The sequence below is a fragment of the Streptomyces sp. YJ-C3 genome (assembly GCF_053891275.1).
The window spans coordinates 6462643-6488699 of sequence record NZ_CM132685.1 but is presented as its reverse complement, the minus strand read 5'-3'; the positions used below and the strand labels follow the sequence as shown (position 1 = coordinate 6488699).

Annotated in this window: 21 protein-coding genes, 3 rRNA genes and 1 pseudogene; 18 read left to right on the top strand and 7 right to left on the bottom strand. The window is 68.7% G+C overall.

Annotated elements, in window-relative coordinates; genetic code table 11:
- Nucleotides 1-174 precede the first annotated feature (174 nt).
- Nucleotides 175-414 (top strand): chaplin, encoded by a 240-nt coding sequence (locus tag ACVHNB_RS29080; protein ID WP_428955575.1) that lies wholly within the window; start codon nucleotides 175-177, stop codon nucleotides 412-414.
- A gap of 105 nt (nucleotides 415-519) precedes the next feature.
- On the opposite strand, the gene ACVHNB_RS29075 is transcribed toward ACVHNB_RS29080, so the two are convergent.
- Nucleotides 520-1302, bottom strand: coding sequence for a hypothetical protein (locus tag ACVHNB_RS29075; RefSeq protein ID WP_428955576.1), 783 nt, complete (start codon nucleotides 1300-1302; stop codon nucleotides 520-522).
- 149 nt (nucleotides 1303-1451) lie between these two features.
- Between ACVHNB_RS29075 and ACVHNB_RS29070 the strand changes: the two are divergent.
- The 3 genes and pseudogenes from ACVHNB_RS29070 to ACVHNB_RS29060 all read left to right on the top strand — a co-directional run.
- A pseudogene (locus tag ACVHNB_RS29070) lies at nucleotides 1452-2000 on the top strand (ABC transporter ATP-binding protein); the annotation flags it as partial.
- 337 nt (nucleotides 2001-2337) lie between these two features.
- Nucleotides 2338-2769 (top strand): NfeD family protein, encoded by a 432-nt coding sequence (locus ACVHNB_RS29065; RefSeq protein WP_428955578.1) that lies wholly within the window; start codon nucleotides 2338-2340, stop codon nucleotides 2767-2769.
- Nucleotides 2770-2895: 126 nt separating this feature from the next.
- Entirely contained in the window at nucleotides 2896-3834 is a 939-nt protein-coding gene (locus tag ACVHNB_RS29060; RefSeq protein ID WP_428955579.1) for an SPFH domain-containing protein, read from the top strand.
- A 75-nt stretch (nucleotides 3835-3909) separates the two neighbouring features.
- Here the strand turns inward: ACVHNB_RS29060 and ACVHNB_RS29055 are convergent, their stop codons facing one another.
- The 3 genes from ACVHNB_RS29055 to ACVHNB_RS29045 all read right to left on the bottom strand — a co-directional run bounded on the left by ACVHNB_RS29055 (nucleotide 3910) and on the right by ACVHNB_RS29045 (nucleotide 5938).
- The gene (locus ACVHNB_RS29055; RefSeq protein ID WP_428955580.1) at nucleotides 3910-4422 is read right to left on the bottom strand and encodes an HNH endonuclease; all 513 of its coding nucleotides are present in this window, start codon (nucleotides 4420-4422) and stop codon (nucleotides 3910-3912) included.
- 143 nt (nucleotides 4423-4565) lie between these two features.
- Nucleotides 4566-5108: a YbhB/YbcL family Raf kinase inhibitor-like protein gene (locus tag ACVHNB_RS29050; protein WP_428955581.1), complete on the bottom strand. Its 543-nt coding sequence runs from the start codon at nucleotides 5106-5108 to the stop codon at nucleotides 4566-4568.
- Nucleotides 5109-5155: 47 nt separating this feature from the next.
- Entirely contained in the window at nucleotides 5156-5938 is a 783-nt protein-coding gene (locus ACVHNB_RS29045) for a sporulation protein (RefSeq protein WP_428955582.1), read from the bottom strand.
- Between the two features lie 134 nt (nucleotides 5939-6072).
- Between ACVHNB_RS29045 and ACVHNB_RS29040 the strand changes: the two genes are divergently transcribed.
- The 6 genes from ACVHNB_RS29040 to ACVHNB_RS29015 all read left to right on the top strand — a co-directional run bounded on the left by ACVHNB_RS29040 (nucleotide 6073) and on the right by ACVHNB_RS29015 (nucleotide 14562).
- Nucleotides 6073-6714 carry a DNA-3-methyladenine glycosylase gene (locus ACVHNB_RS29040; RefSeq protein WP_456226247.1) on the top strand — a complete coding sequence of 214 codons (642 nt, stop codon included), beginning with the start codon at nucleotides 6073-6075 and terminating at the stop codon, nucleotides 6712-6714.
- Nucleotides 6715-7258: 544 nt separating this feature from the next.
- A 16S ribosomal RNA gene (locus ACVHNB_RS29035) occupies nucleotides 7259-8784 on the top strand.
- A gap of 308 nt (nucleotides 8785-9092) precedes the next feature.
- A 23S ribosomal RNA gene (locus ACVHNB_RS29030) occupies nucleotides 9093-12213 on the top strand.
- A 136-nt stretch (nucleotides 12214-12349) separates the two neighbouring features.
- Nucleotides 12350-12466: ribosomal RNA gene (rrf, locus tag ACVHNB_RS29025) — 5S ribosomal RNA — on the top strand.
- The 16S, 23S and 5S rRNA genes sit together here, the layout of an rRNA operon.
- A gap of 195 nt (nucleotides 12467-12661) precedes the next feature.
- Nucleotides 12662-13903, top strand: a complete 1242-nt coding sequence (locus tag ACVHNB_RS29020) for a hypothetical protein (protein WP_456228960.1) — start codon at nucleotides 12662-12664, stop codon at nucleotides 13901-13903.
- Entirely contained in the window at nucleotides 13795-14562 is a 768-nt protein-coding gene (locus ACVHNB_RS29015) for a tetratricopeptide repeat protein (RefSeq protein ID WP_428957709.1), read from the top strand. Before ACVHNB_RS29020 ends, ACVHNB_RS29015 begins: the two co-directional genes overlap by 109 nt.
- Before the next feature lie 48 nt (nucleotides 14563-14610).
- Here ACVHNB_RS29015 and ACVHNB_RS29010 read toward each other — a convergent pair whose 3' ends face one another.
- On the bottom strand, nucleotides 14611-15885 hold the full coding sequence (locus ACVHNB_RS29010; protein WP_456226246.1) for a DUF1015 family protein: 1275 nt from the start codon (nucleotides 15883-15885) through the stop codon (nucleotides 14611-14613).
- 71 nt (nucleotides 15886-15956) lie between these two features.
- Between ACVHNB_RS29010 and ACVHNB_RS29005 the strand changes: the two genes are divergently transcribed.
- From ACVHNB_RS29005 to ACVHNB_RS28990, 4 genes are all read left to right on the top strand, one after another.
- Complete coding sequence (locus tag ACVHNB_RS29005) at nucleotides 15957-17009, top strand: HAD hydrolase-like protein (protein WP_428955585.1); 1053 nt, start codon at nucleotides 15957-15959, stop codon at nucleotides 17007-17009.
- A 272-nt stretch (nucleotides 17010-17281) separates the two neighbouring features.
- Nucleotides 17282-18328: a FecCD family ABC transporter permease gene (locus tag ACVHNB_RS29000; RefSeq protein ID WP_456226245.1), complete on the top strand. Its 1047-nt coding sequence runs from the start codon at nucleotides 17282-17284 to the stop codon at nucleotides 18326-18328.
- Nucleotides 18325-19353 carry a FecCD family ABC transporter permease gene (locus ACVHNB_RS28995; protein ID WP_428955587.1) on the top strand — a complete coding sequence of 343 codons (1029 nt, stop codon included), beginning with the start codon at nucleotides 18325-18327 and terminating at the stop codon, nucleotides 19351-19353. The genes ACVHNB_RS29000 and ACVHNB_RS28995 overlap by 4 nt, the downstream gene beginning before the upstream one ends.
- Nucleotides 19350-20234, top strand: coding sequence for an ABC transporter ATP-binding protein (locus tag ACVHNB_RS28990; protein WP_428955588.1), 885 nt, complete (start codon nucleotides 19350-19352; stop codon nucleotides 20232-20234). Before ACVHNB_RS28995 ends, ACVHNB_RS28990 begins: the two co-directional genes overlap by 4 nt.
- Here the strand turns inward: ACVHNB_RS28990 and ACVHNB_RS28985 are convergent.
- Nucleotides 20218-20565 carry an SCP2 sterol-binding domain-containing protein gene (locus ACVHNB_RS28985; protein WP_428955589.1) on the bottom strand — a complete coding sequence of 116 codons (348 nt, stop codon included), beginning with the start codon at nucleotides 20563-20565 and terminating at the stop codon, nucleotides 20218-20220. The two genes, ACVHNB_RS28990 and ACVHNB_RS28985, sit on opposite strands and share 17 nt — an antisense overlap.
- Before the next feature lie 42 nt (nucleotides 20566-20607).
- Here ACVHNB_RS28985 and ACVHNB_RS28980 point away from each other — a divergent pair, with 42 nt between their 5' ends.
- Genes ACVHNB_RS28980 through ACVHNB_RS28970 form a run of 3 tightly spaced genes read left to right on the top strand, consistent with a single transcriptional unit; the run spans nucleotide 20608 to nucleotide 22599 of the window.
- On the top strand, nucleotides 20608-20874 hold the full coding sequence (locus ACVHNB_RS28980; RefSeq protein WP_428955590.1) for a hypothetical protein: 267 nt from the start codon (nucleotides 20608-20610) through the stop codon (nucleotides 20872-20874).
- 7 nt (nucleotides 20875-20881) lie between these two features.
- Nucleotides 20882-21697 carry a TlyA family RNA methyltransferase gene (locus tag ACVHNB_RS28975; protein WP_428955591.1) on the top strand — a complete coding sequence of 272 codons (816 nt, stop codon included), beginning with the start codon at nucleotides 20882-20884 and terminating at the stop codon, nucleotides 21695-21697.
- On the top strand, nucleotides 21694-22599 hold the full coding sequence (locus tag ACVHNB_RS28970) for an NAD kinase (protein WP_428955592.1): 906 nt from the start codon (nucleotides 21694-21696) through the stop codon (nucleotides 22597-22599). The genes ACVHNB_RS28975 and ACVHNB_RS28970 overlap by 4 nt, the downstream gene beginning before the upstream one ends.
- 149 nt (nucleotides 22600-22748) lie before the next feature.
- On the opposite strand, the gene ACVHNB_RS28965 is transcribed toward ACVHNB_RS28970, so the two are convergent.
- Nucleotides 22749-24095 (bottom strand): FtsX-like permease family protein, encoded by a 1347-nt coding sequence (locus tag ACVHNB_RS28965; protein ID WP_456226244.1) that lies wholly within the window; start codon nucleotides 24093-24095, stop codon nucleotides 22749-22751.
- 213 nt (nucleotides 24096-24308) lie between these two features.
- On the opposite strand from ACVHNB_RS28965, the gene recN reads away from it, so the two are divergent.
- Nucleotides 24309-26033 (top strand): DNA repair protein RecN, encoded by a 1725-nt coding sequence (gene recN, locus ACVHNB_RS28960; protein ID WP_428957710.1) that lies wholly within the window; start codon nucleotides 24309-24311, stop codon nucleotides 26031-26033.
- Nucleotides 26034-26057 lie beyond the last annotated feature (24 nt).

Below are 26057 nucleotides of genomic sequence, written 5' to 3'. Positions count from 1 at the left end.
ACCGGCCCCTCGGGTACTCCCCGAGGGGCCGGTCCGTTTGTGCAGCCCCTTCGGCCCATTGATCCAAACGGGCGTATCGCCGGGTCACCCCGTGTCGTCCACCTGGCCCAAGCGTTCTCAGCGTGCGACCCCGCGGCTGGGGTCGGAAACGCCCTATCTGGAGGAACACTTCACATGAACATCGCAAAGAAGGCCGCCCTGGCCGTCGCCGTCGCCGGTATCGCCGCGGGCGCCTCCTCCGGTGCCGCCTTCGCCGACTCCGAGGCCGAGGGCGCGGCCGCGCAGTCCCCGGGTGTCGCCTCCGGCAACCAGGCGCAGCTGCCGATCCACATCCCGGTCAACCTCTCGGGCAACTCCGCCAACGTGATCGGCGTGCTGAACCCGGCCTTCGGCAACACCGCGTCGAACCTCTGACGTTCCCGCCGCACAGGCAGTGCGAGGCCCCCACGGACACCGTCCGTGGGGGCCTCGTCATGCACCTCCCGGGAGCCGCTCCTCATATGCCGGAGCGGACCGGGGTCACCCCCGCTCCCGTTCCTCCACGAACGCGTTGTAGGCGGCGACCTGGGCCCGCCGGGCCGTCCGCTCCACCGGTCTGAGCGCCACCGCCCGGGCTCCCATCTCCGACGCGCTCACGGCCCCGCCGTGCCCGCTCTCGTACGCCACGTCCACCAGCAGCCCCACCCGCTGCGCCAGCTCCAGCACGCGCACGGCCCGCGGCGGATACCCGGGCGCCAGCGCCTCCCGCCCCCGCTCGGCGCGGGCCCGGTACGCGTCGACGGCGGCCTCGGCCACCGGCCCCGACCCGGCCACGTCCAGCCGCGTCAGCACCTCCGTCGCCTCCCGCAGCGCCTCCGCCAGCTCCCGCTCCGCCTCACCCAGCGACGGCACGTCCGCGGGCGGCGCCTCCCGCACCGGCAGGCAGTGCCACAGCACCTCGACGTGGACGTCACCGTCGGGCCCGGCCTCGTACACCTCGGGAACCAGCCCGAGCGCCGCCCCGGAACACACGACCGCCTCCTCGGCCTCCACGGCCCGCGCGTTGAACTCCGGCGGTCCGCTCAACCCCAGCGGATGCCCCGGCGCGGGCAGCGCGACCCGCAGCCCGCCCACCCCGAGCGCCCGCAGCCGCCCGAGCGCCAGCGTCAGCCCGACCGGGCCCGTCTCCCCGGGGATCCCCTCGACCCGGTGCAGCGCGTCGTCCCCGACAATCGCCAGCACCGCGTCATCAGGTGCAACAAAACCGGCAAGAAGGGCATTTCCCCAGGCCGCGAGCCGTCCAGAGCGTGGTTCCGAGAGCATGGGCCCCACCTTAGAAGCACCCGACGGTGCCAAAACCCCGACCGATGGAATGGACCACCGGACCAGTGGCGTAGGTTTTCCCTGGGGGCTGCGTTCAGCGACAAACAAGCCGAACCTCTACGGACGCACGCGAGACGGCCGAGACTGCAATGGGAGACAACGCGCTCATGAGCGATGTGCTGGAGCTGGAGGACGTATCCGTGGTCCGCGAGGGCCGGGCTCTGGTGGACCAGGTCTCCTGGTCGGTGAAGGAGGGGGAGCGCTGGGTCATCCTCGGACCCAACGGCGCGGGCAAGACCACCCTCCTGAACATTGCCTCGAGCTATCTCTTCCCGAGCAGCGGCACCGCCACGATCCTCGGCGAGACCCTCGGCAGGCCGGGCACGGACGTCTTCGAGCTGCGCCCGCGCATCGGCGTCGCCGGCAACGGCCTCGCCGAGAAGCTGCCCAAGCGCCAGACCGTCCTGCAGACCGTGCTCACCGCCGCGTACGGCATGACGGCCGGCTGGCAGGAGGAGTACGAGGACATCGACGAGCAGCGCGCCCGGGCCTTCCTCGACCGCCTCGGCATGAGCGAGTACCTGGACCGTAAGTTCGGCACGCTCTCCGAGGGCGAGCGCAAGCGCACCCTGATCGCCCGCGCCCTGATGACCGACCCCGAGCTGCTGCTCCTGGACGAGCCCGCCGCGGGCCTCGACCTCGGCGGCCGCGAGGACCTCGTCCGCCGCCTCGGCCGTCTCGCCCGCGACCCGATCGCCCCCTCGATGATCATGGTGACGCACCACGTCGAGGAGATCGCCCCGGGCTTCACGCACGTCCTGATGATCCGCCAGGGCAAGGTCCTCGCCGCGGGCCCCCTGGAGCTGGAGCTCACCTCCCGCAACCTCTCCCGCTGCTTCGGCCTCCCGCTGGTCGTCGAGCAGAAGAACGACCGCTGGACGGCCACGGGCCTCCCGCTGAGCTGACGCGTTCGTCCGGTCGTGCGGGCCGATCGTCCCCTGTCCGCACGACCGCCCGCGGATCTACCATGACCGTGTGGCAGACATCGACGCATGGGTGTGGTGGCTGATCGGGGCGGCCGCGCTCGGAATTCCTCTTGTCATCACCGCCATGCCCGAGTTGGGCATGCTGTCCGTGGGCGCCGTCGCCGGCGCCGTGACGGCCGGACTCGGTGGCGGAGTGATCCTTCAGGTCCTGGTCTTCGCCGTCGTCTCGTGCGCGCTGATCGCCGTCGTACGCCCCATCGCCGCACGACAACGCGCGCAGAAACCGGCACTGGCCACGGGCATCGACGCCCTGAAGGGCAAACAGGCCGTCGTGGTCGAGCGCGTCGACGGCAGCGGCGGCCGGATCAAGCTAGGCGGCGAGATCTGGTCCGCCCGCACGCTCGACGGCGACGCGGAGTACGAACCGGGCCGCCAGGTCGACGTCGTCGACATCGAGGGAGCCACCGCGATCGTCATATGAGCCCGCAGGTGATCCGAACCCCCCACACCACATGGGCTGTTCTGACAGACTCGACGAGCAAGATCCCATGATCTTCCGGCGGGACGGCGCCGGAAGGACAACGGCACGAAGGGCACAGGAGACGCGATGTCAGCGATCATCATCGTCCTGATCATTCTGGTGGTGTTGGTCTTCATCGCCCTGATCAAGACCATCCAGGTCATCCCACAGGCCAGCGCCGCCATCGTGGAGCGCTTCGGCCGCTACACGCGCACGCTGAACGCGGGCCTGAACATCGTCGTCCCCTTCATCGACTCGATCCGCAACCGCATCGACCTGCGCGAGCAGGTCGTGCCGTTCCCGCCGCAGCCGGTGATCACCCAGGACAACCTGGTCGTCAACATCGACACCGTCATCTACTACCAGGTCACCGACGCCAGGGCGGCCACCTACGAAGTGGCCAGCTACATCCAGGCCATCGAGCAGCTCACGGTGACCACCCTGCGCAACATCATCGGTGGCATGGACCTCGAGCGGACCCTGACCTCCCGCGAGGAGATCAACGCGGCCCTGCGCGGAGTCCTCGACGAGGCCACCGGCAAGTGGGGCATCCGCGTCAACCGGGTCGAGCTCAAGGCGATCGAGCCGCCCACCTCCATCCAGGACTCGATGGAGAAGCAGATGCGCGCCGACCGTGACAAGCGCGCCGCGATCCTCACCGCCGAAGGCATCCGCCAGTCCCAGATCCTCACGGCCGAGGGCGAGAAGCAGTCCGCGATCCTACGGGCCGAGGGTGAGGCCAAGGCGGCAGCCCTCCGCGCGGAGGGCGAGGCCCAGGCGATCCGTACGGTCTTCGAGTCCATCCACGCCGGCGACCCGGACCAGAAGCTGCTGTCGTACCAGTACCTCCAGATGCTCCCGAAGATCGCCGAGGGCGACGCCAACAAGCTCTGGATCGTCCCCAGCGAGATCGGCGACGCGCTCAAGGGCCTCTCCGGTGCCATCGGGAACTTCGGCCCGATGGCGGGTGCCCCGACCCCGTCGGCGACGCCGAAGGAGCGCAGGGAGCAGCCTCCCATCGAGTGAGCCCGGCAGACAGCGGAGCGGGCCCGCCGACCTCGAGGTCGGCGGGCCCGCTCTGTCACATCCGTGTCGGTCGGCCTACGCCGCCGCCTTCTGCTGTCCCAGCCACACCGGCAGCGCCTCACGACCGTCCGCCCCCAGCGACAGCAGCATCGCGTCGGCGGGCGTCGGCTCGAACGGCTGCCTGAGCAGCGGCATCGCCGCCTGCTCCGGTGTCCGGTTCGCCTTGCGGTGATTGTCCTCGGCGCAGGACGCCACCGTGTTCAGCCAGGAGTCCGCGCCACCCTGCGACCGCGGCACCACGTGGTCCACGGTCGTCGCCCGCCGCCCGCAGTACGCGCACCGGTGCTGGTCCCTCACGAGCACACCCCGCCTCGACCACGGCGCACGTCTTCGGAACGGCACCCGGACGTACCTGCAGAGCCTGATCACCCGTGGCACCGGTATGTCGACCGCGACACCGCGCATGCGCAGATCGGGGTGGGCCTGCTCGACGACGGCCTTGTCCGTAAGCACCAGCACGACGGCTCGGTTCAGCGTCACCGTCGAGAGCGGCTCGAAGCTCGCGTTCAGCACCAATGTGTCCCGCACCCTGCCCACCTCCCGTACGCAGCGGATCACCCCTCGGCGTCCGTGCGTCAACTCTGGCCGTGCACGCCGAGATGGACAACGCAATAAAAATGCCCGCCCCTGATCACTTCCAAGACCAGAGGCGGGCAAACTTTCTGTGAACGCTAACTCTCCGCGGGAGCCGCGTACTCGGCGAGGACCTGCGCCCGCGCGAGCGTGTGGAACCGCAGGTTGAACCCGACGACGGCCGGCGACGCGTCGGAATCGGGGCCGAGCTTCTCCTGATCGACCGCGTACACGGTGAAGACATAACGGTGCGCGGGGTCCCCGGGCGGCGGCGCGGCGCCACCGAACTCCTTGGACCCGTAGTCGTTGCGCACCTGCACGGCACCCTCGGGGAGCCCCTCGAACGTGCCGCTGCCCGCACCCGTCGCCAGCTCGGTCACCGAGACCGGGATGTCGAACACGGACCAGTGCCAGAACCCACTGCCCGTCGGCGCGTCCGGGTCGAAGCACGACACGGCGAAGCTCTTGGTCCCCGCCGGGAAACCCTCCCACCGCAGATGCGGCGAAGTGTTCCCGGCCGCGAGGACCTGAGCGTCGTCGAGCACCCCACCCGGCTCGAAGTCCTCGCTCACGACGGTGAACGACGGCACCTGCGGATGAAAGTCATGCGGTAGCGGCGCCCTCTTGGGCTGCTCGGTCACGACGACACCTCCTGGATCACGGGGCTACAGAGTCTGACCCTGAAACCCTAGAACCAGTTCTTGCGGCTGCCGACCTCCGACAGCCACTGGTGCAGATACGCCGACCAATCGGTCCCCTGGAAGTCGTGGTGCCCGACGACGAACGAGCGGAACGTGTCGCTGCCCTCGCTGAAGAGCCCCGGCTTCTTGTCCATCTCCAGGACGACGTCCATCTCCCGGTCGTCGGCCACAAAGCTCAACTCGACCTGGTTGAGCCCCCGGTACTGCTGCGGCGGGAAGAACTCGATCTCCTGGTAGAACGGCAGCTTCTGCCGCGTACCCCGGATGTGCCCGCGCTCCATGTCCGCACTCTTGAAGCGGAACCCGAGCCCGATGAACGCGTCGAGGATCGCCTGCTGCGACGGCAGCGGGTGCACGTTGATGGGGTCCAGGTCCCCGGAGTCGACGGCCCGGGCGATTTCCAACTCGGTCGTGACGCCGATGTTCATGCCCCGCAGCTGCTGACCGTCGATCGTCGTGACCGGCGTCTCCCACGGGATCTCGAGCCCGAACGGCACCGCGTGCACCGCGTTCGCCTTCAGCTCGAAGGCACCACCGAGCCGCACCTTGGTGAACTCGATGTCCTGCTTGGTCTCCTGGTCGGCGCCCTCGACCTCGACCCGCGCCTGGAGCCCGACGGACAGGCCCTCGATCTCCTGGTCGACGGACCCGCCCTGGATCCGCACCTCACCCTGGACGACACCACCGGGCACGACATTGGCCTCGGTGAGCACCGTCTCGACGGACGCCCCGCCCGCACCAAGACTTGCCAACAGTCGCTTGAAGCCCATGACTCGATCTCCTCCGTCGGTGAACCGTGATCTCGCGATGACCGGACCCGCTGGTCCTGCTGACTACAAACGCGGGACAGCCGCGCCCGGTTCCGCGCCTGCCCCGCCGCCCCGCTCCACTACCCTCGGACGGCATGATCGCGGCCCCTGACCGTACGCCCCTCACGCGGGAGTTCTTCGACCGACCCGTTCTGGAGGTCGCCCCCGACCTTCTGGGGCGCACCGTGGTGCGCCGGACCGCCGACGGCCCGATCGAGCTCCGCCTCACGGAGGTCGAGGCGTACGACGGGGCGAACGACCCCGGCTCCCACGCCTATAGAGGACGCACGGCTCGCAACAGCGTGATGTTCGGTCCGCCAGGACACGTGTACGTCTACTTCACGTACGGCATGTGGCACTGCATGAACCTGGTGTGCGGTCCCTCGGGCACGGCAAGCGGAGTCCTCCTGCGGGCCGGCGAGATCATCGAAGGCGCCGAACTCGCCCGCAAGCGTCGACTCTCGGCCCGCACCGACTGGGAACTGGCCAAGGGCCCTGCGCGCCTGGCCACAGCCCTGGGAGTGGACCGCGCCCTCGACGGCACGGACGCCTGCGCCCCCGCGGACTCCCCACTGACGATCCTGTACGGCACCCCGGCCTCCGCCGACGAGGTGCTCAACGGCCCACGAACCGGAGTCTCCGGCGACGGCGCGGTCCACCCGTGGCGCTTCTGGATCGCCAACGACCCGACGGTGAGCCCCTATCGGGCCCACACCCCGCGCCGGCGCCGAACTTGACGCGGTGCTGCGGGATCCGTAATGTAGCCCGAGCCGTTGAACCGGGTCCGGCCTTCAGCCAACAACCGGAAGCGGCCAAACCACTGTCTACAACCTCCCTGAGCGGGATCTTTTCGACGTGCCCGCATGTCGAAATTCGAACTCGCGGAACTCGATTATGAGTTGCCAAGGGAATCGGCTAACGTAGTGGACACGCCGAAAGGCAAAGGCCCTCCAACGGCCACCGGAAATGAATTCCGAACCGGAAACGGAACGGAAAACGGATCTGGTAAGGTTGGAAACACGAAATACCGAAGGGAAGCGCCCGGAGGAAAGCCCGAGAGGGTGAGTACAAAGGAAGCGTCCGTTCCTTGAGAACTCAACAGCGTGCCAAAAATCAACGCCAGATATGTTGATACCCCGACTCACTTCGGTGAGTTGAGGTTCCTTTGAAAAAGTCCTGCCGGTCACTGACCGGTAGGCGCACAGCGAGGACGCTGTGAACAAGGGGATTATTCCTCTCCTTGTTCCGCTCTCGTGGTGTCACCCCGATTACGGGGAAACATTCACGGAGAGTTTGATCCTGGCTCAGGACGAACGCTGGCGGCGTGCTTAACACATGCAAGTCGAACGATGAAGCCCTTCGGGGTGGATTAGTGGCGAACGGGTGAGTAACACGTGGGCAATCTGCCCTGCACTCTGGGACAAGCCCTGGAAACGGGGTCTAATACCGGATGACACTCCTTCAGGCATCTGAGGGGGTTGAAAGCTCCGGCGGTGCAGGATGAGCCCGCGGCCTATCAGCTTGTTGGTGAGGTAGTGGCTCACCAAGGCGACGACGGGTAGCCGGCCTGAGAGGGCGACCGGCCACACTGGGACTGAGACACGGCCCAGACTCCTACGGGAGGCAGCAGTGGGGAATATTGCACAATGGGCGAAAGCCTGATGCAGCGACGCCGCGTGAGGGATGACGGCCTTCGGGTTGTAAACCTCTTTCAGCAGGGAAGAAGCGAAAGTGACGGTACCTGCAGAAGAAGCGCCGGCTAACTACGTGCCAGCAGCCGCGGTAATACGTAGGGCGCAAGCGTTGTCCGGAATTATTGGGCGTAAAGAGCTCGTAGGCGGCTTGTCGCGTCGGTTGTGAAAGCCCGGGGCTTAACCCCGGGTCTGCAGTCGATACGGGCAGGCTAGAGTTCGGTAGGGGAGATCGGAATTCCTGGTGTAGCGGTGAAATGCGCAGATATCAGGAGGAACACCGGTGGCGAAGGCGGATCTCTGGGCCGATACTGACGCTGAGGAGCGAAAGCGTGGGGAGCGAACAGGATTAGATACCCTGGTAGTCCACGCCGTAAACGGTGGGCACTAGGTGTGGGCAACATTCCACGTTGTCCGTGCCGCAGCTAACGCATTAAGTGCCCCGCCTGGGGAGTACGGCCGCAAGGCTAAAACTCAAAGGAATTGACGGGGGCCCGCACAAGCAGCGGAGCATGTGGCTTAATTCGACGCAACGCGAAGAACCTTACCAAGGCTTGACATACACCGGAAAGCATTAGAGATAGTGCCCCCCTTGTGGTCGGTGTACAGGTGGTGCATGGCTGTCGTCAGCTCGTGTCGTGAGATGTTGGGTTAAGTCCCGCAACGAGCGCAACCCTTGTTCTGTGTTGCCAGCATGCCCTTCGGGGTGATGGGGACTCACAGGAGACCGCCGGGGTCAACTCGGAGGAAGGTGGGGACGACGTCAAGTCATCATGCCCCTTATGTCTTGGGCTGCACACGTGCTACAATGGCAGGTACAATGAGCTGCGATACCGCGAGGTGGAGCGAATCTCAAAAAGCCTGTCTCAGTTCGGATTGGGGTCTGCAACTCGACCCCATGAAGTTGGAGTTGCTAGTAATCGCAGATCAGCATTGCTGCGGTGAATACGTTCCCGGGCCTTGTACACACCGCCCGTCACGTCACGAAAGTCGGTAACACCCGAAGCCGGTGGCCCAACCCCTTGTGGGAGGGAGCTGTCGAAGGTGGGACTGGCGATTGGGACGAAGTCGTAACAAGGTAGCCGTACCGGAAGGTGCGGCTGGATCACCTCCTTTCTAAGGAGCACTTCTTACCGAGTCCTTCGGGACGAGGTCAGAGGCCACTACGTCGGCAAACGTTCGACGGTGGTTGCTCATGGGTGGAACGTTGATTATTCGGCACACTTGACCTGCTCTGGTCGCGAGTACTGCTTCGGCGTGGAAAGCGAGATGGAGGGGCGAGGGTGTCGGGCACGCTGTTGGGTATCTGAGGGTACGGACTTGTTCCCGACCTCAATGCCGGCCCCGGTAAAAATCTGCTTCGGTGGGTTGTGACGGGTGGTTGGTCGTTGTTTGAGAACTGCACAGTGGACGCGAGCATCTGTGGCCAAGTTTTTAAGGGCGCACGGTGGATGCCTTGGCACCAGGAACCGATGAAGGACGTGGGAGGCCACGATAGTCCCCGGGGAGTCGTCAACCAGGCTTTGATCCGGGGGTTTCCGAATGGGGAAACCCGGCAGTCGTCATGGGCTGTCACCCGCTGCTGAACACATAGGCAGTGTGGAGGGAACGCGGGGAAGTGAAACATCTCAGTACCCGCAGGAAGAGAAAACAACCGTGATTCCGGGAGTAGTGGCGAGCGAAACTGGATGAGGCCAAACCTACGACGTGTGAGACCCGGCAGGGGTTGCGTCGTGGGGGTTGTGGGATCTCTTTTCTACGGTCTGCCGGCCGTGGGACGAGTCAGAAACCGTTGATGTAGGCGAAGGACATGCGAAAGGTCCGGCGTAGAGGGTAAGACCCCCGTAGTCGAAACGTCAGCGGCTCGTTTAAGAGACACCCAAGTAGCACGGGGCCCGAGAAATCCCGTGTGAATCTGGCGGGACCACCCGTTAAGCCTAAATATTCCCTGGTGACCGATAGCGGATAGTACCGTGAGGGAATGGTGAAAAGTACCGCGGGAGCGGAGTGAAATAGTACCTGAAACCGTGTGCCTACAAGCCGTGGGAGCGTCGGATATGTGCTTGCACATATCTCGTGACTGCGTGCCTTTTGAAGAATGAGCCTGCGAGTTTGCGGTGTGTTGCGAGGTTAACCCGTGTGGGGAAGCCGTAGCGAAAGCGAGTCCGAATAGGGCGATTCAGTAGCGCGCTCAAGACCCGAAGCGGAGTGATCTAGCCATGGGCAGGTTGAAGCGGAGGTAAGACTTCGTGGAGGACCGAACCCACCAGGGTTGAAAACCTGGGGGATGACCTGTGGTTAGGGGTGAAAGGCCAATCAAACTCCGTGATAGCTGGTTCTCCCCGAAATGCATTTAGGTGCAGCGTCGTGTGTTTCTTGCCGGAGGTAGAGCACTGGATAGGCGATGGGCCCTACCGGGTTACTGACCTTAGCCAAACTCCGAATGCCGGTAAGTGAGAGCGCGGCAGTGAGACTGTGGGGGATAAGCTCCATGGTCGAGAGGGAAACAGCCCAGAGCATCGACTAAGGCCCCTAAGCGTACGCTAAGTGGGAAAGGATGTGGAGTCGCAGAGACAACCAGGAGGTTGGCTTAGAAGCAGCCACCCTTGAAAGAGTGCGTAATAGCTCACTGGTCTAGTGATTCCGCGCCGACAATGTAGCGGGGCTCAAGCGTACCGCCGAAGTCGTGTCATTGCAGCAAGAGGGCCAACGCCTGCTGTGATGGGTAGGGGAGCGTCGTGTGCCGGGTGAAGCTGCAGCGGAAGCTAGTGGTGGACGGTTCACGAGTGAGAATGCAGGCATGAGTAGCGATACACACGTGAGAAACGTGTGCGCCGATTGACTAAGGGTTCCTGGGTCAAGCTGATCTGCCCAGGGTAAGTCGGGACCTAAGGCGAGGCCGACAGGCGTAGTCGATGGATAACCGGTTGATATTCCGGTACCCGCTGTGAAGCGTCAAACATCGAATCCAGTGATGCTAAGGCCGTGAAGCCGTTCCGGACCCTTCGGGGAATGGAAAGTGGTGGAGCCGCCGGCCCAAGTTGGTAGTAGGTGAGTGATGGGGTGACGCAGGAAGGTAGTCCAGCCCGGGCGGTGGTTGTCCCGGGGTAAGGGTGTAGGCCGTGCGATAGGTAAATCCGTCGTACTTGTGGCTGAGACCTGATGCCGAGCCGATTGTGGTGAAGTGGATGATCCTATGCTGTCGAGAAAAGCCTCTAGCGAGTTTCATGGCGGCCCGTACCCTAAACCGACTCAGGTGGTCAGGTAGAGAATACCGAGGCGTTCGGGTGAACTATGGTTAAGGAACTCGGCAAAATGCCCCCGTAACTTCGGGAGAAGGGGGGCCATTCCTGGTGATGAGTCTTGCACTCTGAGCTGGGGGTGGCCGCAGAGACCAGCGAGAAGCGACTGTTTACTAAAAACACAGGTCCGTGCGAAGCCGTAAGGCGATGTATACGGACTGACGCCTGCCCGGTGCTGGAACGTTAAGGGGACCGGTTAGTCAAGATTCGTCTTGGCGAAGCTGAGAACTTAAGCGCCAGTAAACGGCGGTGGTAACTATAACCATCCTAAGGTAGCGAAATTCCTTGTCGGGTAAGTTCCGACCTGCACGAATGGCGTAACGACTTCTCGACTGTCTCAACCATAGGCCCGGTGAAATTGCACTACGAGTAAAGATGCTCGTTTCGCGCAGCAGGACGGAAAGACCCCGGGACCTTTACTACAGTTTGATATTGGTGTTCGGTTCGGCTTGTGTAGGATAGGTGGGAGACTGTGAACTCTGGACGCCAGTTCAGGGGGAGTCGTCGTTGAAATACCACTCTGGTCGTGCTGGATGTCTAACCTGGGTCCGTGATCCGGATCAGGGACAGTGTCTGATGGGTAGTTTAACTGGGGCGGTTGCCTCCCAAAGGGTAACGGAGGCGCCCAAAGGTTCCCTCAGCCTGGTTGGTAATCAGGTGTTGAGTGTAAGTGCACAAGGGAGCTTGACTGTGAGACCGACGGGTCGAGCAGGGACGAAAGTCGGGACTAGTGATCCGGCGGTGGCTTGTGGAAGCGCCGTCGCTCAACGGATAAAAGGTACCCCGGGGATAACAGGCTGATCTTCCCCAAGAGTCCATATCGACGGGATGGTTTGGCACCTCGATGTCGGCTCGTCGCATCCTGGGGCTGGAGTCGGTCCCAAGGGTTGGGCTGTTCGCCCATTAAAGCGGTACGCGAGCTGGGTTTAGAACGTCGTGAGACAGTTCGGTCCCTATCCGCTGTGCGCGTAGGAGTCTTGAGAAGGGCTGTCCCTAGTACGAGAGGACCGGGACGGACGAACCTCTGGTGTGCCAGTTGTCCTGCCAAGGGCATGGCTGGTTGGCTACGTTCGGAAAGGATAACCGCTGAAAGCATCTAAGCGGGAAGCCTGCTTCAAGATGAGGACTCCCACCCCCTTTGAGGGGTTAAGGCTCCCAGTAGACGACTGGGTTGATAGGCCAGATCTGGAAGCACCGTAAGGTGTGGAGGTGACTGGTACTAATAGGCCGAGGGCTTGTCCTCAGTTGCTCGCGTCCACTGTGTTGTTCCCAGACAACGAACAGTTTGTGCTGGCTGAACAGTTTCACTAATCAATTGAAGAGTGTGCTAGTTCGCCGCCCTGTTCTTACGTCCCTTCATGAGGGATGTCTGAAAGGGTTTCGGTGGTCATAGCGTGAGGGAAACGCTCGGTTACATTCCGAACCCGGAAGCTAAGCCTTACAGCGCCGATGGTACTGCAGGGGGGACCCTGTGGGAGAGTAGGACGCCGCCGAACTATTATTGAGAGGACCTTTGGTCCCGGCACACATGCTGGGACCAAAGGTCCTTTTTGTATTTCCAGAGCTCTTCTCGGAGCGCGCCGGCACCCCGGCTGCGCGAGAATGACTGCGGTACCGAAGACAGGAGTCACCGATGTCCCCCAACTCTCCCGACGAGCGACCGGAGCGCGAGCAGCGCCGCCGGGACAGTGGTGACCGGGGCGGCTACCGCAGCGGTGGCGCTCCGCGGGGTGACCGCGATCGGGATCGTGGGCCGCGTCGTGATGGTGACCGTCCCCCGTTCCGTCGTGACGACCGCCGTGATGACAACCGTGGCGGCGGCTTCCGTCGGGACGACCGTCGGGACGACAACCGCGGTGGCGGCTTCCGTGGCCGTGACGACCGCCGTGATGACAATCGTGGCGGCGGCGGTTTCCGCGGGCGCGATGACCGCCGTGACGACAACCGCGGCGGTGGCTTCCGCCGGGACGATCGTCCGTACGGTGGCGGCGACCGCGATCGGGATCGTGGGCCGCGTCGTGATGGTGACCGTCCCCCGTTCCGTCGTGACGACCGGCGCGATGACAACCGCGGTGGCGGCTTCCGTGGCCGTGACGACCGGCGTGACGACAACCGTGGTGGCGGCGGTTTCCGCGGGCGCGATGACCGTCGGGACGACAACCGCGGTGGCGGCTTCCGTCGTGACGACCGGCGCGATGACCGTCCGTACGGTGGCGGCGACCGTGACCGGGATCGTGGGCCGCGTCGTGATGGTGACCGTCCCCCGTTCCGTCGTGACGACCGCCGTGATGACAACCGCGGTGGCGGCTTCCGGCGTGACGACAACCGTGGTGGCGGCGGTTTCCGTGGCCGCGACGACCGGCGCGATGACAACCGTGGCGGCGGCTTCCGTCGCGATGACCGTCGGGACGACAACCGCGGTGGCGGCTTCCGCCGTGACGACCGGCGCGATGACCGTCCGTACGGTGGCGGCGACCGTGACCGGGATCGTGGGCCGCGTCGTGATGGTGACCGTCCCCCGTTCCGTCGTGACGACCGGCGCGATGACAACCGTGGCGGTGGCTTCCGTGGCCGTGACGACCGCCGTGATGACAACCGCGGTGGCGGCTTCCGGCGTGACGACAACCGTGGTGGCGGCGGTTTCCGTGGCCGCGACGACCGGCGCGATGACAACCGTGGCGGCGGCTTCCGTGGGCGCGACGACCGGGGCGGGCGACCGGGTGGCGGATACCGCGGGCGGGACGATCGGCGTGATGACCGGCGGGACGACCGCCGTGGTGGCGGCCGGTTCCGGGACGAGCGGGATCGCGAGCCGATCAAGCGGCTGCCGATCCCCGAGGACGTCTCCGGCTTCGAGCTCGACAAGGACGTGCAGCAGGAGCTCCAGTCCCTGCCGAAGGGGCTTGCGGAGGACGTCGCCAAGAACCTGGTGATGGTGGCCCGGCTGATCGATGAGGACCCCGAGGGTGCCTACGGGTACTCGAAGGTCGCGCTGCGGCTCGCGTCCCGCGTCGCCGCCGTGCGGGAGGCCGCCGGATTCGCCGCGTACGCGAACCAGAAGTACAGCGAGGCCCTGGCCGAGTTCCGGGCCGCGCGGCGCATGACCGGCAACGTCGAGCTGTGGCCCGTGATGGCCGACTGCGAGCGCGGGCTCGAGCGGCCCGAGAAGGCCCTCGACATGGCCGGGGCGCCCGAGGTGCAGAAGCTCGACAAGGCCGGACAGGTCGAGATGCGGCTCGTCGCCGCCGGCGCCCGGCGCGACATGGGGCAGCTGGACGCCGCCATCGTGACGCTGCAGAGCCCCGAGCTGGCCTCCAGCTCCGTACAGCCGTGGACCGCGCGCCTGCGGTACGCGTACGCCGACGCGCTGCTGGCCGCCGGGCGCGAGGACGAGGCCCGCGAGTGGTTCGCCAAGGCCGTGGAGTCCGACAAGGACGGCAGCACCGACGCGTCGGACCGGCTGGCCGAGCTGGACGGCGTCGAGTTCGTCGATGCCTTCGACGACGATGACGACGCCGCCGACGAGGTCGCGGCGCCGGCCGTCGACGCAGCCGATGACGACGAAGAAGGCGAAGAGGCGGGCGAGAAGTAGGCCGGACCTCGCGTGAGGTGACGGGCGGGTTCCTTCGGGACCCGCCCGTCAGTCGTTCGTCAGCGTCCGCAGGACCAGGCCCGTGGCGGGCTTCGGGCCGAACGACGTCGACTTGCGGGGCATCGTCACACCCTGCTGGGCCAGCTCACGCACCACTTCCTCGCGGACCGGGTGCATGAGGACCGCCGTGCCGCCGTCACGCCGTGCCTTCTCGACCGTCGCCTCCGTGTCATGGATGTACGCGATGTCGGCGGGCGAGTCCTCGGGGATGCCCCAGACATGGCCGAGGAGCGTGGAGTGCAGGACCGTCGCGTCCAGGGTGCGCCAGGCCTCCGGGCGGCCCGTCGGGATCGTACGTTCCAGCAGGGCCGGGTCCGGACGGTCGACCAGGTGGTACGTGTCGGCGGCGCCGGTCAGGAGGAAGGCGTTGCCGTCGTTCGCGGCGTCCGCGAGGGACTCCAGCGCCCGCGTCACGGGACCCGCGACTTCCCGTACACGGAAGAAGGGGGCGGCGGCCGCCAACGCCTGGTCGATCGGGAGACGGTTGAGGAGGCGGTGGATGGCGCGGACGCGCAACGGGTAGCGGGCCGTGTCGACGAGGAGGACCAGGCCGTGGTCCCACGGGGTGGGCGACGGATGCTCGGCGCGCAGCCGCAGATAGGTCGCCCAGCGGTGATGGCCGTCGGCGATCAGCGCCTGGTGGTGGGCCAGGTCGTCGTGGACCTTGCGCACCTCCGCCGGATCCGTGAGGGACCACAGACGGTGGCTGTAGCCGTCCTCCGTGGTCGTCGACAGGAGCGGAGCGCGGCGGACCGTCTCCTCGATGACGGCGTTGGCGCCCGTCGCGTCGCCGTTGCCGCGGTAGGTGAGCAGGAGCGGTTCGAAGTTCGCCGCCGTGGTGCGCATCAGGCCGGCGCGGTCCTCGACCACGTGCGGCATGACGTCCTCGTGGGGCAGCACCACGCCTGCGGAGGCCTCCGAGAGGCGCAGGGCGCCGATGAGGCCGCGCTGCAGCAGGTCGCCGCTGCGCTGTTCGTACACGTAGAGAGCCGGTTCGGGGTCGTGGGCGAGGATGCCCTCGGTGAGCCAGCGGTGCAGCGTGTCGGCCGCCTGGTCGTTGCGCGACTGCGGGGACGTGGCCTGCGGGAGGATCAGCCGGACGATGTTGTGCGGATCCGCGCTCTCCAGGTGCAGCAGGCCGTCCGGGCGGACGACGACGTCGTACGGGGGCGACGTGACGGCGGCGAGGCTGCCGATGCGCCCGGGGACGTAGCGCACCCCGTGGAAGGGGCGCAGATCCAAGCCGTCACCTGCAGGGTTCATCCGTGCATCGTACGAGTGTCGGTGGCGTGGGGGATGATCGGGGGAGTGCGATCGAGGAAGGGCGATACGGAATGAGCCAGAGTGCGAGTGGTGCGGTCGGCGACGGGCCGCGGGTGCGGCCCGACGGCAGTGCGCGGGCGTTGAGCGAGGCGTACGACACCGCGCTGCTGGACCTGGACGGCGTCGTCTACGCGGGTGGGCGGGCCATCGCGCACGCCGTCGAGTCGCTGGCCGTCGCGCGGGACGGGGGGATGGGGCTGGCGTACGTCACCAACAACGCGCTGCGGACCCCGGACGCCGTCGCCGGGCATCTGACCGAGCTCGGGATCCCGACCGAGGCGGGCGACGTCATCACGTCGGCGCAGGCCGTCGCTCGGCTCATCAGCGACCAAGTGCCCGAAGGGGCACGGGTGTTGGTGATCGGCGGGGAAGGGCTGCGGGTCGCGCTGCGGGAGCGGGGGCTGGTGCCCGTCGATTCCGCGGACGACGATCCCGTCGCGGTCGCTCAGGGGTACGGCGGGCCCGACATGGCATGGGGGCGGTTCGCCGAGGCCTGTTACGCGATCGCCCGGGGTGTGCCGTGGTTCGCCTCCAACACTGACCTGACCATTCCGAGTGCCCGGGGCATCGCTCCCGGGAACGGGGCGGCGGTGGAGGTCGTGCGCATCGCGACGGGGGCGGAGCCGCAGATCGCGGGGAAGCCGTTGCCGCCCATGCACCGGGAGACCATTCTGCGCACCGGGGCGAAGACGCCGCTGGTCGTGGGGGACCGGCTGGACACCGACATCGAGGGCGCGTTCAACGGGGGAGTGGACTCGCTGCTCGTGCTGACCGGCGTCACGGACGGGGCGCAGCTGCTCGCCGCGCCGCCGCAGCACCGGCCCACGTATGTGGACCGGGATCTGCGCGGGGTGCTGACCGGGCAGCCGGAGGTGACCGAGGAGCGGGACGGGTTCCGGTGCGGCGGGTGGACCGCCGTGGCCGGTGACGAGCGCCTGGAACTGGAGGGGGACGGGGACGCGCTCGACGGGCTGCGCGCGCTGTGCGCTGCCGCGTGGACGGCGGCCGGCGACGGGACGTGTGCGCTGGACGCGGCGAAGGCGCTGGCGCGGCTGGAGCTGTAGCGACGGCGCGGCGGGGGCCCGCGCCGGTGTCCCCGGGAACTTGACGCGATTGCGGTCGATCCCGGGGGCCGCCACCAAGTGGCGGTGGATCGACTTGACCGTGCCGGAGGTTTGCCGTCGCCACACGCGGTGAGCAGTGCACCGGGACCGATCGCTCCGCCGGTCGCCAGAAGTCCGCGGGCGGAGCGGCGGGCGGCACGGGAGACGGGGGAGACGCTTCTCTCAGCGCAGCGCGGATGTGACCGAATCGGAGGGTAGGCTAACCTAACCGAGTGTTGGTCGACAGTCCCCCAGAAACGAGCGCGGACACCGCTCCCGCGCCCCCCGGCCGCCGTGCGGCGATACGCACGGCCGGACTCCTCGCCGCGGCTCTCGTGCTGCTCGTCGTCCTCGTGGCGAGCATCGCGGTCGGAGCCAAGCCGCTCTCCCTGGACCAGGTCTGGCACGGGCTGTTCCATGACACCGGTGCGTACGCGGACATCGTCGTGGGCGAGCGCGTCTCACGGACGCTGCTCGGTCTGCTCGCCGGACTCGCGCTCGGCCTCGCCGGCGCCGTCCTCCAGGCGCTGACCCGCAACCCGCTGGCCGACCCCGGCATCCTCGGCATCAACATGGGCGCCTCCGCCGCCGTCGTCACCGCCATCAGTGTCTTCGGGGTGACCTCGCTCAGCGACTATGTGTGGTTCGCCTTCTTCGGCGCGGCCGCGGTCGGTGCGCTCGTGTACGTGCTCGGCGGCACGCGCAGCGCGACCCCCGTGCGGCTCGCCCTCGCCGGTACCGCGATCACCGCGGCCCTGTCCGGCTACGTCTACGCGGTGATGATCACCGACGACGTCGCGCTCAACCGCATGCGGTTCTGGCAGGTCGGCTCGCTGGCCAGCGCCAAGATGGACACGATCCAGCAGGTGCTGCCGTTCATCGCCGTCGGCGCCGTGCTCGCCCTCGGCCTGGCCCGGCCGCTCAACGCGATGGGCATGGGCGACGACACGGCCCGCGCCCTCGGCGCCCACCTCGGCCGCACCCGCGCCCTGAGCATGGCCGCCGCGACCCTGCTGTGCGGCGCCGCCACCGCGGCCTGCGGCCCCATCGTCTTCGTCGGCCTGATGGTGCCGCACATCGTGCGCTCGTTCACCGGCCCCGACATGCGCTGGATCCTGCCGTACGCGGCGGTCCTGTCGCCCGTCCTGCTCCTCGGCGCCGATGTCGTCGGCCGGATCGTGGCCCGCCCGGCCGAACTCCAGGTCGGCATCGTCACCGCCATCATCGGCGCCCCGGTCTTCATCGTTCTCGTACGACGCCGAAAGTTGGCCCAGCTGTGAAGGCGATACGCACCCCGGGCGGGCTCTCCGTCCGGCTCGACGTCCGCGCGACCGTCGTCGTCGGGATCCTGGTCGTGGCCGCGCTCGTCGCGAGCGTCGTCCTCATCGGCACCGGCGACTTCCCGATCCCGGCTCTCGACGTGCTGCGCACCCTGACCGGCCACGGCGACGCCGGGCAGGAGTTCATCATCAACGACCTGCGGCTGCCGCGGGTCCTGGTCGGCCTCCTGGTCGGCGGCGCGCTCGGCCTGTCCGGCGCGCTCTTCCAGTCCATCTCCCGCAATCCGCTGGGCAGCCCGGACGTGCTCGGACTCGGGCAGGGCTCGACCGCCGGCGCGCTCGTGATGATCGTGATCTTCGGCGGCAGCGCCGCGCAGGTCGCGCTCGGCGCGCTCGTCGGCGGCCTCGTCACCGGCTTCGCGATCTACGTCCTCGCCTGGAAGCGGGGCGTGCACGGCTACCGGCTCGTCCTCGTCGGCATCGGCGTCTCCGCGTTCGTCACGGCCGTCAACGGCTATCTGCTCACCAAGGCCGACTTCGTGGACGCCGCCCGCGCCACCGTGTGGATGACCGGGTCGCTGAACGGCCGCGGCTGGGAGCAGGTGTGGCCGCTGCTGATCCTGTTCGCCGTCCTCGCCCCGGTCGTCGCCGCGTTCGGGCGTCCGCTGCGCATGCTGGAGATGGGCGACGACTCGGCCGGCGCACTCGGCATCCGCGTCGAGCGCACCCGGCTGCTGCTGCTCACCGCCTCCGTCTTCCTGACCGCCGCCGCGACCGCAGCGGCCGGCCCGGTCACCTTCGTGGCGCTGACCGCCCCGCAGATCGCCCGGCGCCTGACCAAGTCGCCCGGCCCGAACCTGATGGCCGCCACCTGGATGGGCGCGACGCTGCTGATCGTCGCCGACCTGGCCTCGCAGCGGATGTTCGGCGCGGACCAGCTGCCCGTCGGCGTGGTGACCGGCGTGGTCGGCGGCGCCTATCTCCTGTGGCTGCTCGTCACCGAGCGCAAGGCGGGCCGGATATGAGCGCCCGCACGCACACCTCCCAGGCGGACCAGCCGCACCAGAACCGAAGGAGCACCGCTGTGAACAGGCTGATAGCCGACGACGTGACGCTCGGGTACGACCAGCGCGTCATCGCCGAGAAGCTGTCCGTGGAGATCCCCGACAACTCCTTCACGGTGATCGTCGGCCCGAACGCCTGCGGCAAGTCCACGCTGCTGCGCGCCCTGTCGCGGATGCTCAAGCCGAGCGCCGGCCGGGTCCTGCTCGACGGCAGCGTCATCCAGTCGATGCCCGCGAAGAAGGTCGCCAAGACGCTCGGCCTGCTGCCCCAGTCGTCCGTCGCGCCCGACGGCATCACCGTAGGCGACCTGGTGGCCCGCGGCCGCTACCCGCACCAGGGCCTGCTGCGCCAGTGGTCGCCGCAGGACGAGCAGGTCGTACGGGAGTCCATGGAGTCCACCGGCGTCGCCGAACTCGCCGACCGGTACGTCGACGAGCTCTCCGGCGGTCAGCGCCAGCGGGTGTGGATCGCCATGGCGCTCGCCCAGCAGACGCCGCTGCTGCTGCTCGACGAGCCGACCACGTTCCTCGACATCCAGCACCAGATCGACGTCCTCGACCTGTGCGCGGAGCTGCACGAGGAGCAGGGCCGCACGCTCGTCGCCGTCCTGCACGACCTCAACCACGCGGCCCGGTACGCGACCCACCTCATCGCGCTGCGCGGCGGCGAGGTGATCGCCGAAGGGGCCCCGAAGGACATCGTGACCGCCGACCTCGTCGAGCGGCTCTTCGGAATGAAGTGCCAGGTCATCGACGACCCGGAGACGGGCACCCCGCTGGTGGTGCCGGCGGCGCGGAAGGCGCGGCAGAAGACCCCGGCCGTGGCTAAAGCAGCGTCCTGAGACGCAGCAGGTCGCGGAACGAGGCCTCCAGCCTGACCCGGCCCGCGGCCCAGGCCTTCGCGAAGTTCAGCCGGCCGTCCACCATCGCCACCAGGTCGTCGCCCGTCATCGAGAGGCGGATCTGCGCCTTCTCGACGGGCGGCCCGGGGCGGGTGTCCAGCACCTCGATCCGGCCGTCGGCGAGACGGCCGGAGAACGTGACGTCCAGGTCCGTGATGCGGCAGCTCAGCGAGCGGTCGAGCGCCGCGGCGGCGCGGACGTCCCCGTCGGCGCCCGCCATGTTGTCCGAGAGTTTCTCGAGTGCCGCCCGGCACTCCTCCATCGTGGCCATCGTGATCGACGGTACACCGGCCTTCCGAGGTAGCGTCTGGGCATGAGTGAGACTCCCGCCGAAGCCGAGGTCCCGGCCCCGGACGAACCGTCGTACGAGCCCGCGGCCCCCGCCCCCCTCGGCATCGAGCGGACCCCCACCGGCAACGCCGACGTGGACGCCCAGCTGGAGCGGCTCGGCGATGTGGACCACCTCGCGGCGGACGGGCACGTCGAGGTGTACGAGGATGTACATCAGGGCCTGCGTGGCGCGCTGACCGCGCTCGACGCACGGCCCCAGCCTTCGCCCTCGTACGACCACAGGAGCTGAACCGACCGTGGCAGGTGTGGCACGTCGCCGCCTCGACGCCGAACTCGTCCGCCGCAAGCTGGCCCGCTCGCGCGAGCACGCCAGCCAGCTGATCGCCGCGGGGCGGGTCAGCGTCGGCAAGACCGTCGCGACCAAGCCCGCGACGCAGGTGGAGACGGCCGCGGCGATCGTCGTCGCGCAGGACGACGGGGATCCCGAGTACGTCTCGCGCGGCGGGCACAAGCTCGCGGGCGCGCTGGCCGCGTTCGTCCCGCAGGGGCTCGTCGTCGAGGGCCGGCGGGCGCTGGACGCCGGGGCGTCGACCGGCGGCTTCACCGATGTGCTGCTGCGGGCCGGTGTCGCGCACGTCGTCGCCGTCGACGTCGGGTACGGGCAGCTCGCGTGGTCACTGCAGAGCGATGAACGCGTCACCGTCAAGGACCGTACGAACGTACGCGAACTGACGCTGGAGGCGATCGATGACGTACCCGTGGACATCGTGGTCGGGGACCTCTCCTTCATCCCGCTCGGCCTGGTGCTGCCCGCCCTCGCGCGGTGCGCGGCGCCGGACGCGGACCTCGTGCTGATGGTCAAGCCGCAGTTCGAGGTCGGCAAGGAGCGGCTCGGCAGCGGCGGCGTCGTGCGCAGCCCCGAGCTGCGGGCCGAAGCGGTGCGCGGGGTCGCCGCGCAGGCGTGGAAGCTCGGGCTCGGCGTGCGCGGGGTGACCGCGAGCCCCCTGCCCGGGCCCTCCGGAAATGTCGAGTACTTTCTGTGGCTGCGTGCCGGGGCACCCGAACCGGACCCGGCCGACATCGACCGTGCAGTGGCGGAGGGGCCGCGTTGACACAGACCCGAGCTCGTACTGTTTTCCTGCTCGCGCACACGGGGCGGCCCGCGGCCATCCGCAGCGCCGAACTCGTCGTCCAGGGGCTGCTGCGCAGCGGCCTCGGCGTGCGGGTCCTGGAGTCGGAGGCGGCCGATCTGCCGCTGCCGTCCTCCGTGGAGCTGGTGAAGGAGGCCACCCCGGCCTGCCTCGACGGATGCGAGCTGCTCATCGTGCTGGGCGGTGACGGGACGCTGCTGCGCGGCGCCGAGTTCGCCCGGGCCTCCGGGGTGCCGATGCTCGGCGTGAACCTGGGCCGTGTCGGGTTCCTGGCCGAGGCCGAGCGCGACGACCTGGACAAGGTCGTCGACCGGGTCGTCACCAAGGAGTACGAGGTCGAGGAGCGCATGACGATCGACGTCGTCGTGCACCGCAACGGCGATGTCGTGCACCGCGACTGGGCCCTGAACGAGGCCGCCGTGCAGAAGACCGAGCCCGAGCGGATGCTCGAGGTCGTCCTGGAGATCGACGGGCGGCCCGTCACCGGGTTCGGCTGCGACGGGATCGTGTGCGCGACGCCGACCGGATCGACGGCGTACGCGTTCTCGGCGGGCGGGCCCGTGGTGTGGCCCGAGGTCGAGGCGCTGCTGATGGTGCCGATCAGCGCGCACGCGCTGTTCGCCAAGCCGCTGGTGACGTCACCGGAGTCGGTGCTCGCCGTCGAGGTGCAGCCGCACACACCGCACGGGGTGCTGTGGTGCGACGGGCGGCGGACCGTGGAACTGCCGGCCGGAGCGCGGGTCGAGGTACGGCGCGGTGCCGTGCCGGTGCGGCTGGCGCGGCTGCACCATGCCGTGTTCACCGACCGGCTGGTCGCCAAGTTCGCCCTGCCCGTCGCCGGGTGGCGCGGGGCGCCGCACTAGGGCCAGTCCGGCGGATTCAGGCCGCGTCCGGGTGGCCCGCGCCGATCTGTGCAGGTCGGCGTGCCGGGCCCCGCGCCCGCGACACGATCCGCCGGACAGGCCTGAGGCCCGGTCCTCGGGTGCAGCCCCGCACCCGGGGCACGACCCGCTCACTCCCTCACCACGGTGATCGCCGGACCGCGCATCCCCCTGCGCACCGGCGCCCCCGTCGACATGGCCGTCAGCGCCACCGTCGCCAGGACCACCGCCACCCCCAGCGGCCACGGCACGTACGGCAGCGGTGAGCCGAAGGCGCTGTCGAGGATCGGGGCCAGTGTCGCCAGGGCGATCAGGGAGCCGAGGAGGAGTGCCGTGCCGGCCACCACCAGGGCCTCCCAGAACGCCATCGCGCGGATCTGGCGGCGCTGCGAGCCGACCACACGCAGCAGGGCCACGTCGCGGCGGCGCTCCAGCGAGATCATCGCCAGCGTGTTGGCCGAGGCGATGGCGGCGAAGCCCGCGTACAGGGCCGTCCCCATGTAGTCCAGCCACACCTCGCCGGTGCTGCCGGCCGAGCCCGTCACGTGCTCGGCCGTCGTGTGCTGGGCGATCTTCGTGACGCCGAAGCCGACGACCAGGACGAGCGGCACCACCGCGGCGGAGAAACGGCGCGGCTGCGAACGGACATTGAGCATCGCCAGCCGCGCGCTCGGCCCGATCCGCCCGATCAGCGCGGAGACCAGCCAGGCCGCCGGGCCGACGAGACGCGGCCCGAGCAGGCCCACCCCCACGCAGAACAGGATCAGGACCAGGAACGCGCCCGCGTTCGCGTCCTCCGCCGGCTGCCGGGCCAGCAGCGCGGACAGGAGCGTCGCGCCCCCGACCGCCAGCACCCCCAGCGGCGCGCGCAGCGGCCCCAGGGAGCGCCGGCCCGCCGCGGCCTCGTCCAGGGCGCGGGCCGGCCTGAGCAGCGAGAAGCGGAGCGAGGCCAGCAGCCCGGCCACCGTGGACGTCACCCCCGCGACCGCCAGACAGACCGGCAGGGCGAGCCAGGAGAAGCGGAACGGGACCCCGGCCGGGACCAGACCGTGGGCCACCATGCCGCCGAACCAGAACCGGGCCAGCGCGCCGCCCGCCGCGAAACCGATCAGGGCCGCCGGCACGGAGGCCGCCAGCGCCTGAACCGCCACCGCGCGGCGCACCTGCCGCGGACGGGCGCCGATCGCGCGGGCCAGGGCCAGTTCGCGGTGCTGCTGGGCGACGGCCGTGCCCAGGGTCGAGACCACCACGAAGATCGACATGTAGACCGAGCCGATGAGGAGCACGGCGGCGATGTCGCCGACGCCGTTCGCCGTGATGCGGCGGCGGTCCGCGGCCGGGATCTCGTGCGTGCCCGTCGCCGCGAGCACCATGGTGGAGGCGCTCACCACCACGGCCGCGAACAGCGCGGCCACCGCCGTCCCCACGAACGCCGGACGGTGGGCCGTGAGCGCTGCCCGTGCCAGTGCCGTACTCATGTGATCCAGTGTTCCGGCGCCGGGCACGCCGCCCCATGGGGCGGACCGGTCGATGCGTGCGGGGGACAACCCCACCGCGGACGCGACGGGCACTCGGGAGGGTGACAAGGCCTTCACACCGGCCCCACGCCACCTGCCGATTCGGTCCACTGGACCAGGGCCCGTCGCACAGGTGGCCCCCGACCTCGTAAGGTCGTGTCCGTGTTGGAGGAGATGCGGATACGGTCGCTCGGAGTCATCGACGACGCGGTGGTCGAGCTGTCACCCGGATTCACGGCGGTGACCGGCGAGACCGGCGCGGGCAAGACGATGGTCGTCACCAGCCTCGGGCTGCTGCTCGGTGGGCGGGCCGACCCCGCGCTCGTGCGGATCGGCGCGAAGAACGCGGTGGTCGAGGGGCGCGTCGCCGTGCCCGCCGGCTCGGGCGCGCTGGCCCGCGCGGAAGAGGCCGGGGCCGAGCTGGACGACGGGGTGCTGCTCGTCAGCCGTACCGTTTCCGCCGAGGGGCGCTCGCGGGCGCATCTGGGCGGGCGGTCCGTACCGGTCGGAGTCCTCGCCGAGCTCGCCGACGAACTCGTCGCCGTGCACGGACAGACCGACCAGCAGGGCCTTCTCAAGCTCGGGCGGCAGCGGCAGGCGCTCGACCGGTACGCCGGGGACGCCGTCGCCAAGCCGCTCGCCAAGTACGCGGCCGTGTACAAGCGGTTGAGAAGCGTCAGCGCCGAGCTGGAGGAGATCACCACGCGCGCCCGGGAGCGGGCGCAGGAGGCGGATCTGCTGCGGTTCGGGCTCGACGAGATCGCCGCGGTCGAGCCGCGCGCCGGTGAGGACGTCGAGCTGGCCGAGGAGGCCTCGCGGCTCGGACACGCGGAGGCGCTCGCCTCGGCGGCCGCCGCCGCGCACGCCGCGCTCGCCGGGAACCCCGAGGACCCGGAGGGAGTCGACGCCACGACGCTGGTCGGCGGCGCGCACCGGGCCCTCGAAGCCGTCCGTTCCCACGACCCGTCCCTCGCCACGCTCGCCGAGCGGATCGGCGAGGTGTCGATCCTGCTCACCGACGTCGCCGCCGAACTCGCCGGATACGCCGACGACCTGGACGCCGACCCGCTGCGGCTGTCGGCCGTCGAGGAGCGCCGCGCCGCGCTCACCCAGCTGACGCGGAAGTACGGCGAGGACATCGCGAGCGTGCTCGCCTGGGCCGAGTCGAGCGCCGCCCGGCTCCTCGAACTCGACGGCGACGACGAGCGGATCGGCGAGCTGACCGCCGAGCTGGCGTCGCTCCGCGGCGAACTGGGCTCACTGGCGCAGGAACTGACCAACGCCAGGACCGAGGCCGCCTCCCGGTTCGCGGCCGCCGTCACCGACGAGCTGGCCTCGCTCGCCATGCCGCACGCCCGCGTCTCCTTCGACATCCGGCAGACGGAGACCGACGCGGCCGACGGCGTCGAGGTCGACGGGCGGACCGTGGCGTGCGGGCCCAGCGGGGTCGACGAGGTCGAACTGCTGCTCGCGCCGCACCCCGGGGCGCCGCCCCGGCCCATCGCCAAGGGCGCGTCCGGCGGTGAGCTGTCCCGGGTCATGCTCGCGGTGGAAGTCGTCTTCGCGGGCACCGACCCCGTCCCCACGTACCTCTTCGACGAGGTCGACGCCGGTGTCGGCGGCAAGGCGGCCGTCGAGATCGGCCGGCGCCTCGCCAAGCTCGCCCGGTCCGCGCAGGTCGTGGTCGTCACGCACCTGCCGCAGGTCGCGGCGTTCGCCGACCGGCAGCTGCTGGTCGAGAAGACGAACGACGGGACCGTGACGCGCTCCGGCGTCACGGTGCTCGAAGGCGAGGACCGGGTACGGGAGTTGTCGCGCATGCTCGCGGGACAGGAGGACTCGGAGACGGCGCGCGCCCACGCGGAGGAACTCCTCGCTGCGGCCCGGACCGACGCCTAGGTCCCCATGGGCCCTAGGGTGACC

What these genes read in the sequence shown, in the direction of transcription:
- ACVHNB_RS29080 (WP_428955575.1), top strand. Translation starts at nt 175, where the DNA reads ATGAACATCGCAAAGAAGGCCGCCCTGGCCGTCGCCGTCGCCGGTATC.
- ACVHNB_RS29075 (WP_428955576.1), bottom strand. Translation starts at nt 1,302, where the DNA reads ATGCTCTCGGAACCACGCTCTGGACGGCTCGCGGCCTGGGGAAATGCC.
- ACVHNB_RS29060 (WP_428955579.1), top strand. Translation starts at nt 2,896, where the DNA reads ATGTCAGCGATCATCATCGTCCTGATCATTCTGGTGGTGTTGGTCTTC.
- ACVHNB_RS29045 (WP_428955582.1), bottom strand. Translation starts at nt 5,938, where the DNA reads ATGGGCTTCAAGCGACTGTTGGCAAGTCTTGGTGCGGGCGGGGCGTCC.
- ACVHNB_RS29040 (WP_456226247.1), top strand. Translation starts at nt 6,073, where the DNA reads ATGATCGCGGCCCCTGACCGTACGCCCCTCACGCGGGAGTTCTTCGAC.
- ACVHNB_RS29010 (WP_456226246.1), bottom strand. Translation starts at nt 15,885, where the DNA reads ATGAACCCTGCAGGTGACGGCTTGGATCTGCGCCCCTTCCACGGGGTG.
- ACVHNB_RS29005 (WP_428955585.1), top strand. Translation starts at nt 15,957, where the DNA reads ATGAGCCAGAGTGCGAGTGGTGCGGTCGGCGACGGGCCGCGGGTGCGG.
- ACVHNB_RS28990 (WP_428955588.1), top strand. Translation starts at nt 19,350, where the DNA reads ATGAGCGCCCGCACGCACACCTCCCAGGCGGACCAGCCGCACCAGAAC.
- ACVHNB_RS28985 (WP_428955589.1), bottom strand. Translation starts at nt 20,565, where the DNA reads ATGGCCACGATGGAGGAGTGCCGGGCGGCACTCGAGAAACTCTCGGAC.
- ACVHNB_RS28980 (WP_428955590.1), top strand. Translation starts at nt 20,608, where the DNA reads ATGAGTGAGACTCCCGCCGAAGCCGAGGTCCCGGCCCCGGACGAACCG.
- ACVHNB_RS28965 (WP_456226244.1), bottom strand. Translation starts at nt 24,095, where the DNA reads ATGAGTACGGCACTGGCACGGGCAGCGCTCACGGCCCACCGTCCGGCG.
- recN (WP_428957710.1), top strand. Translation starts at nt 24,309, where the DNA reads ATGCGGATACGGTCGCTCGGAGTCATCGACGACGCGGTGGTCGAGCTG.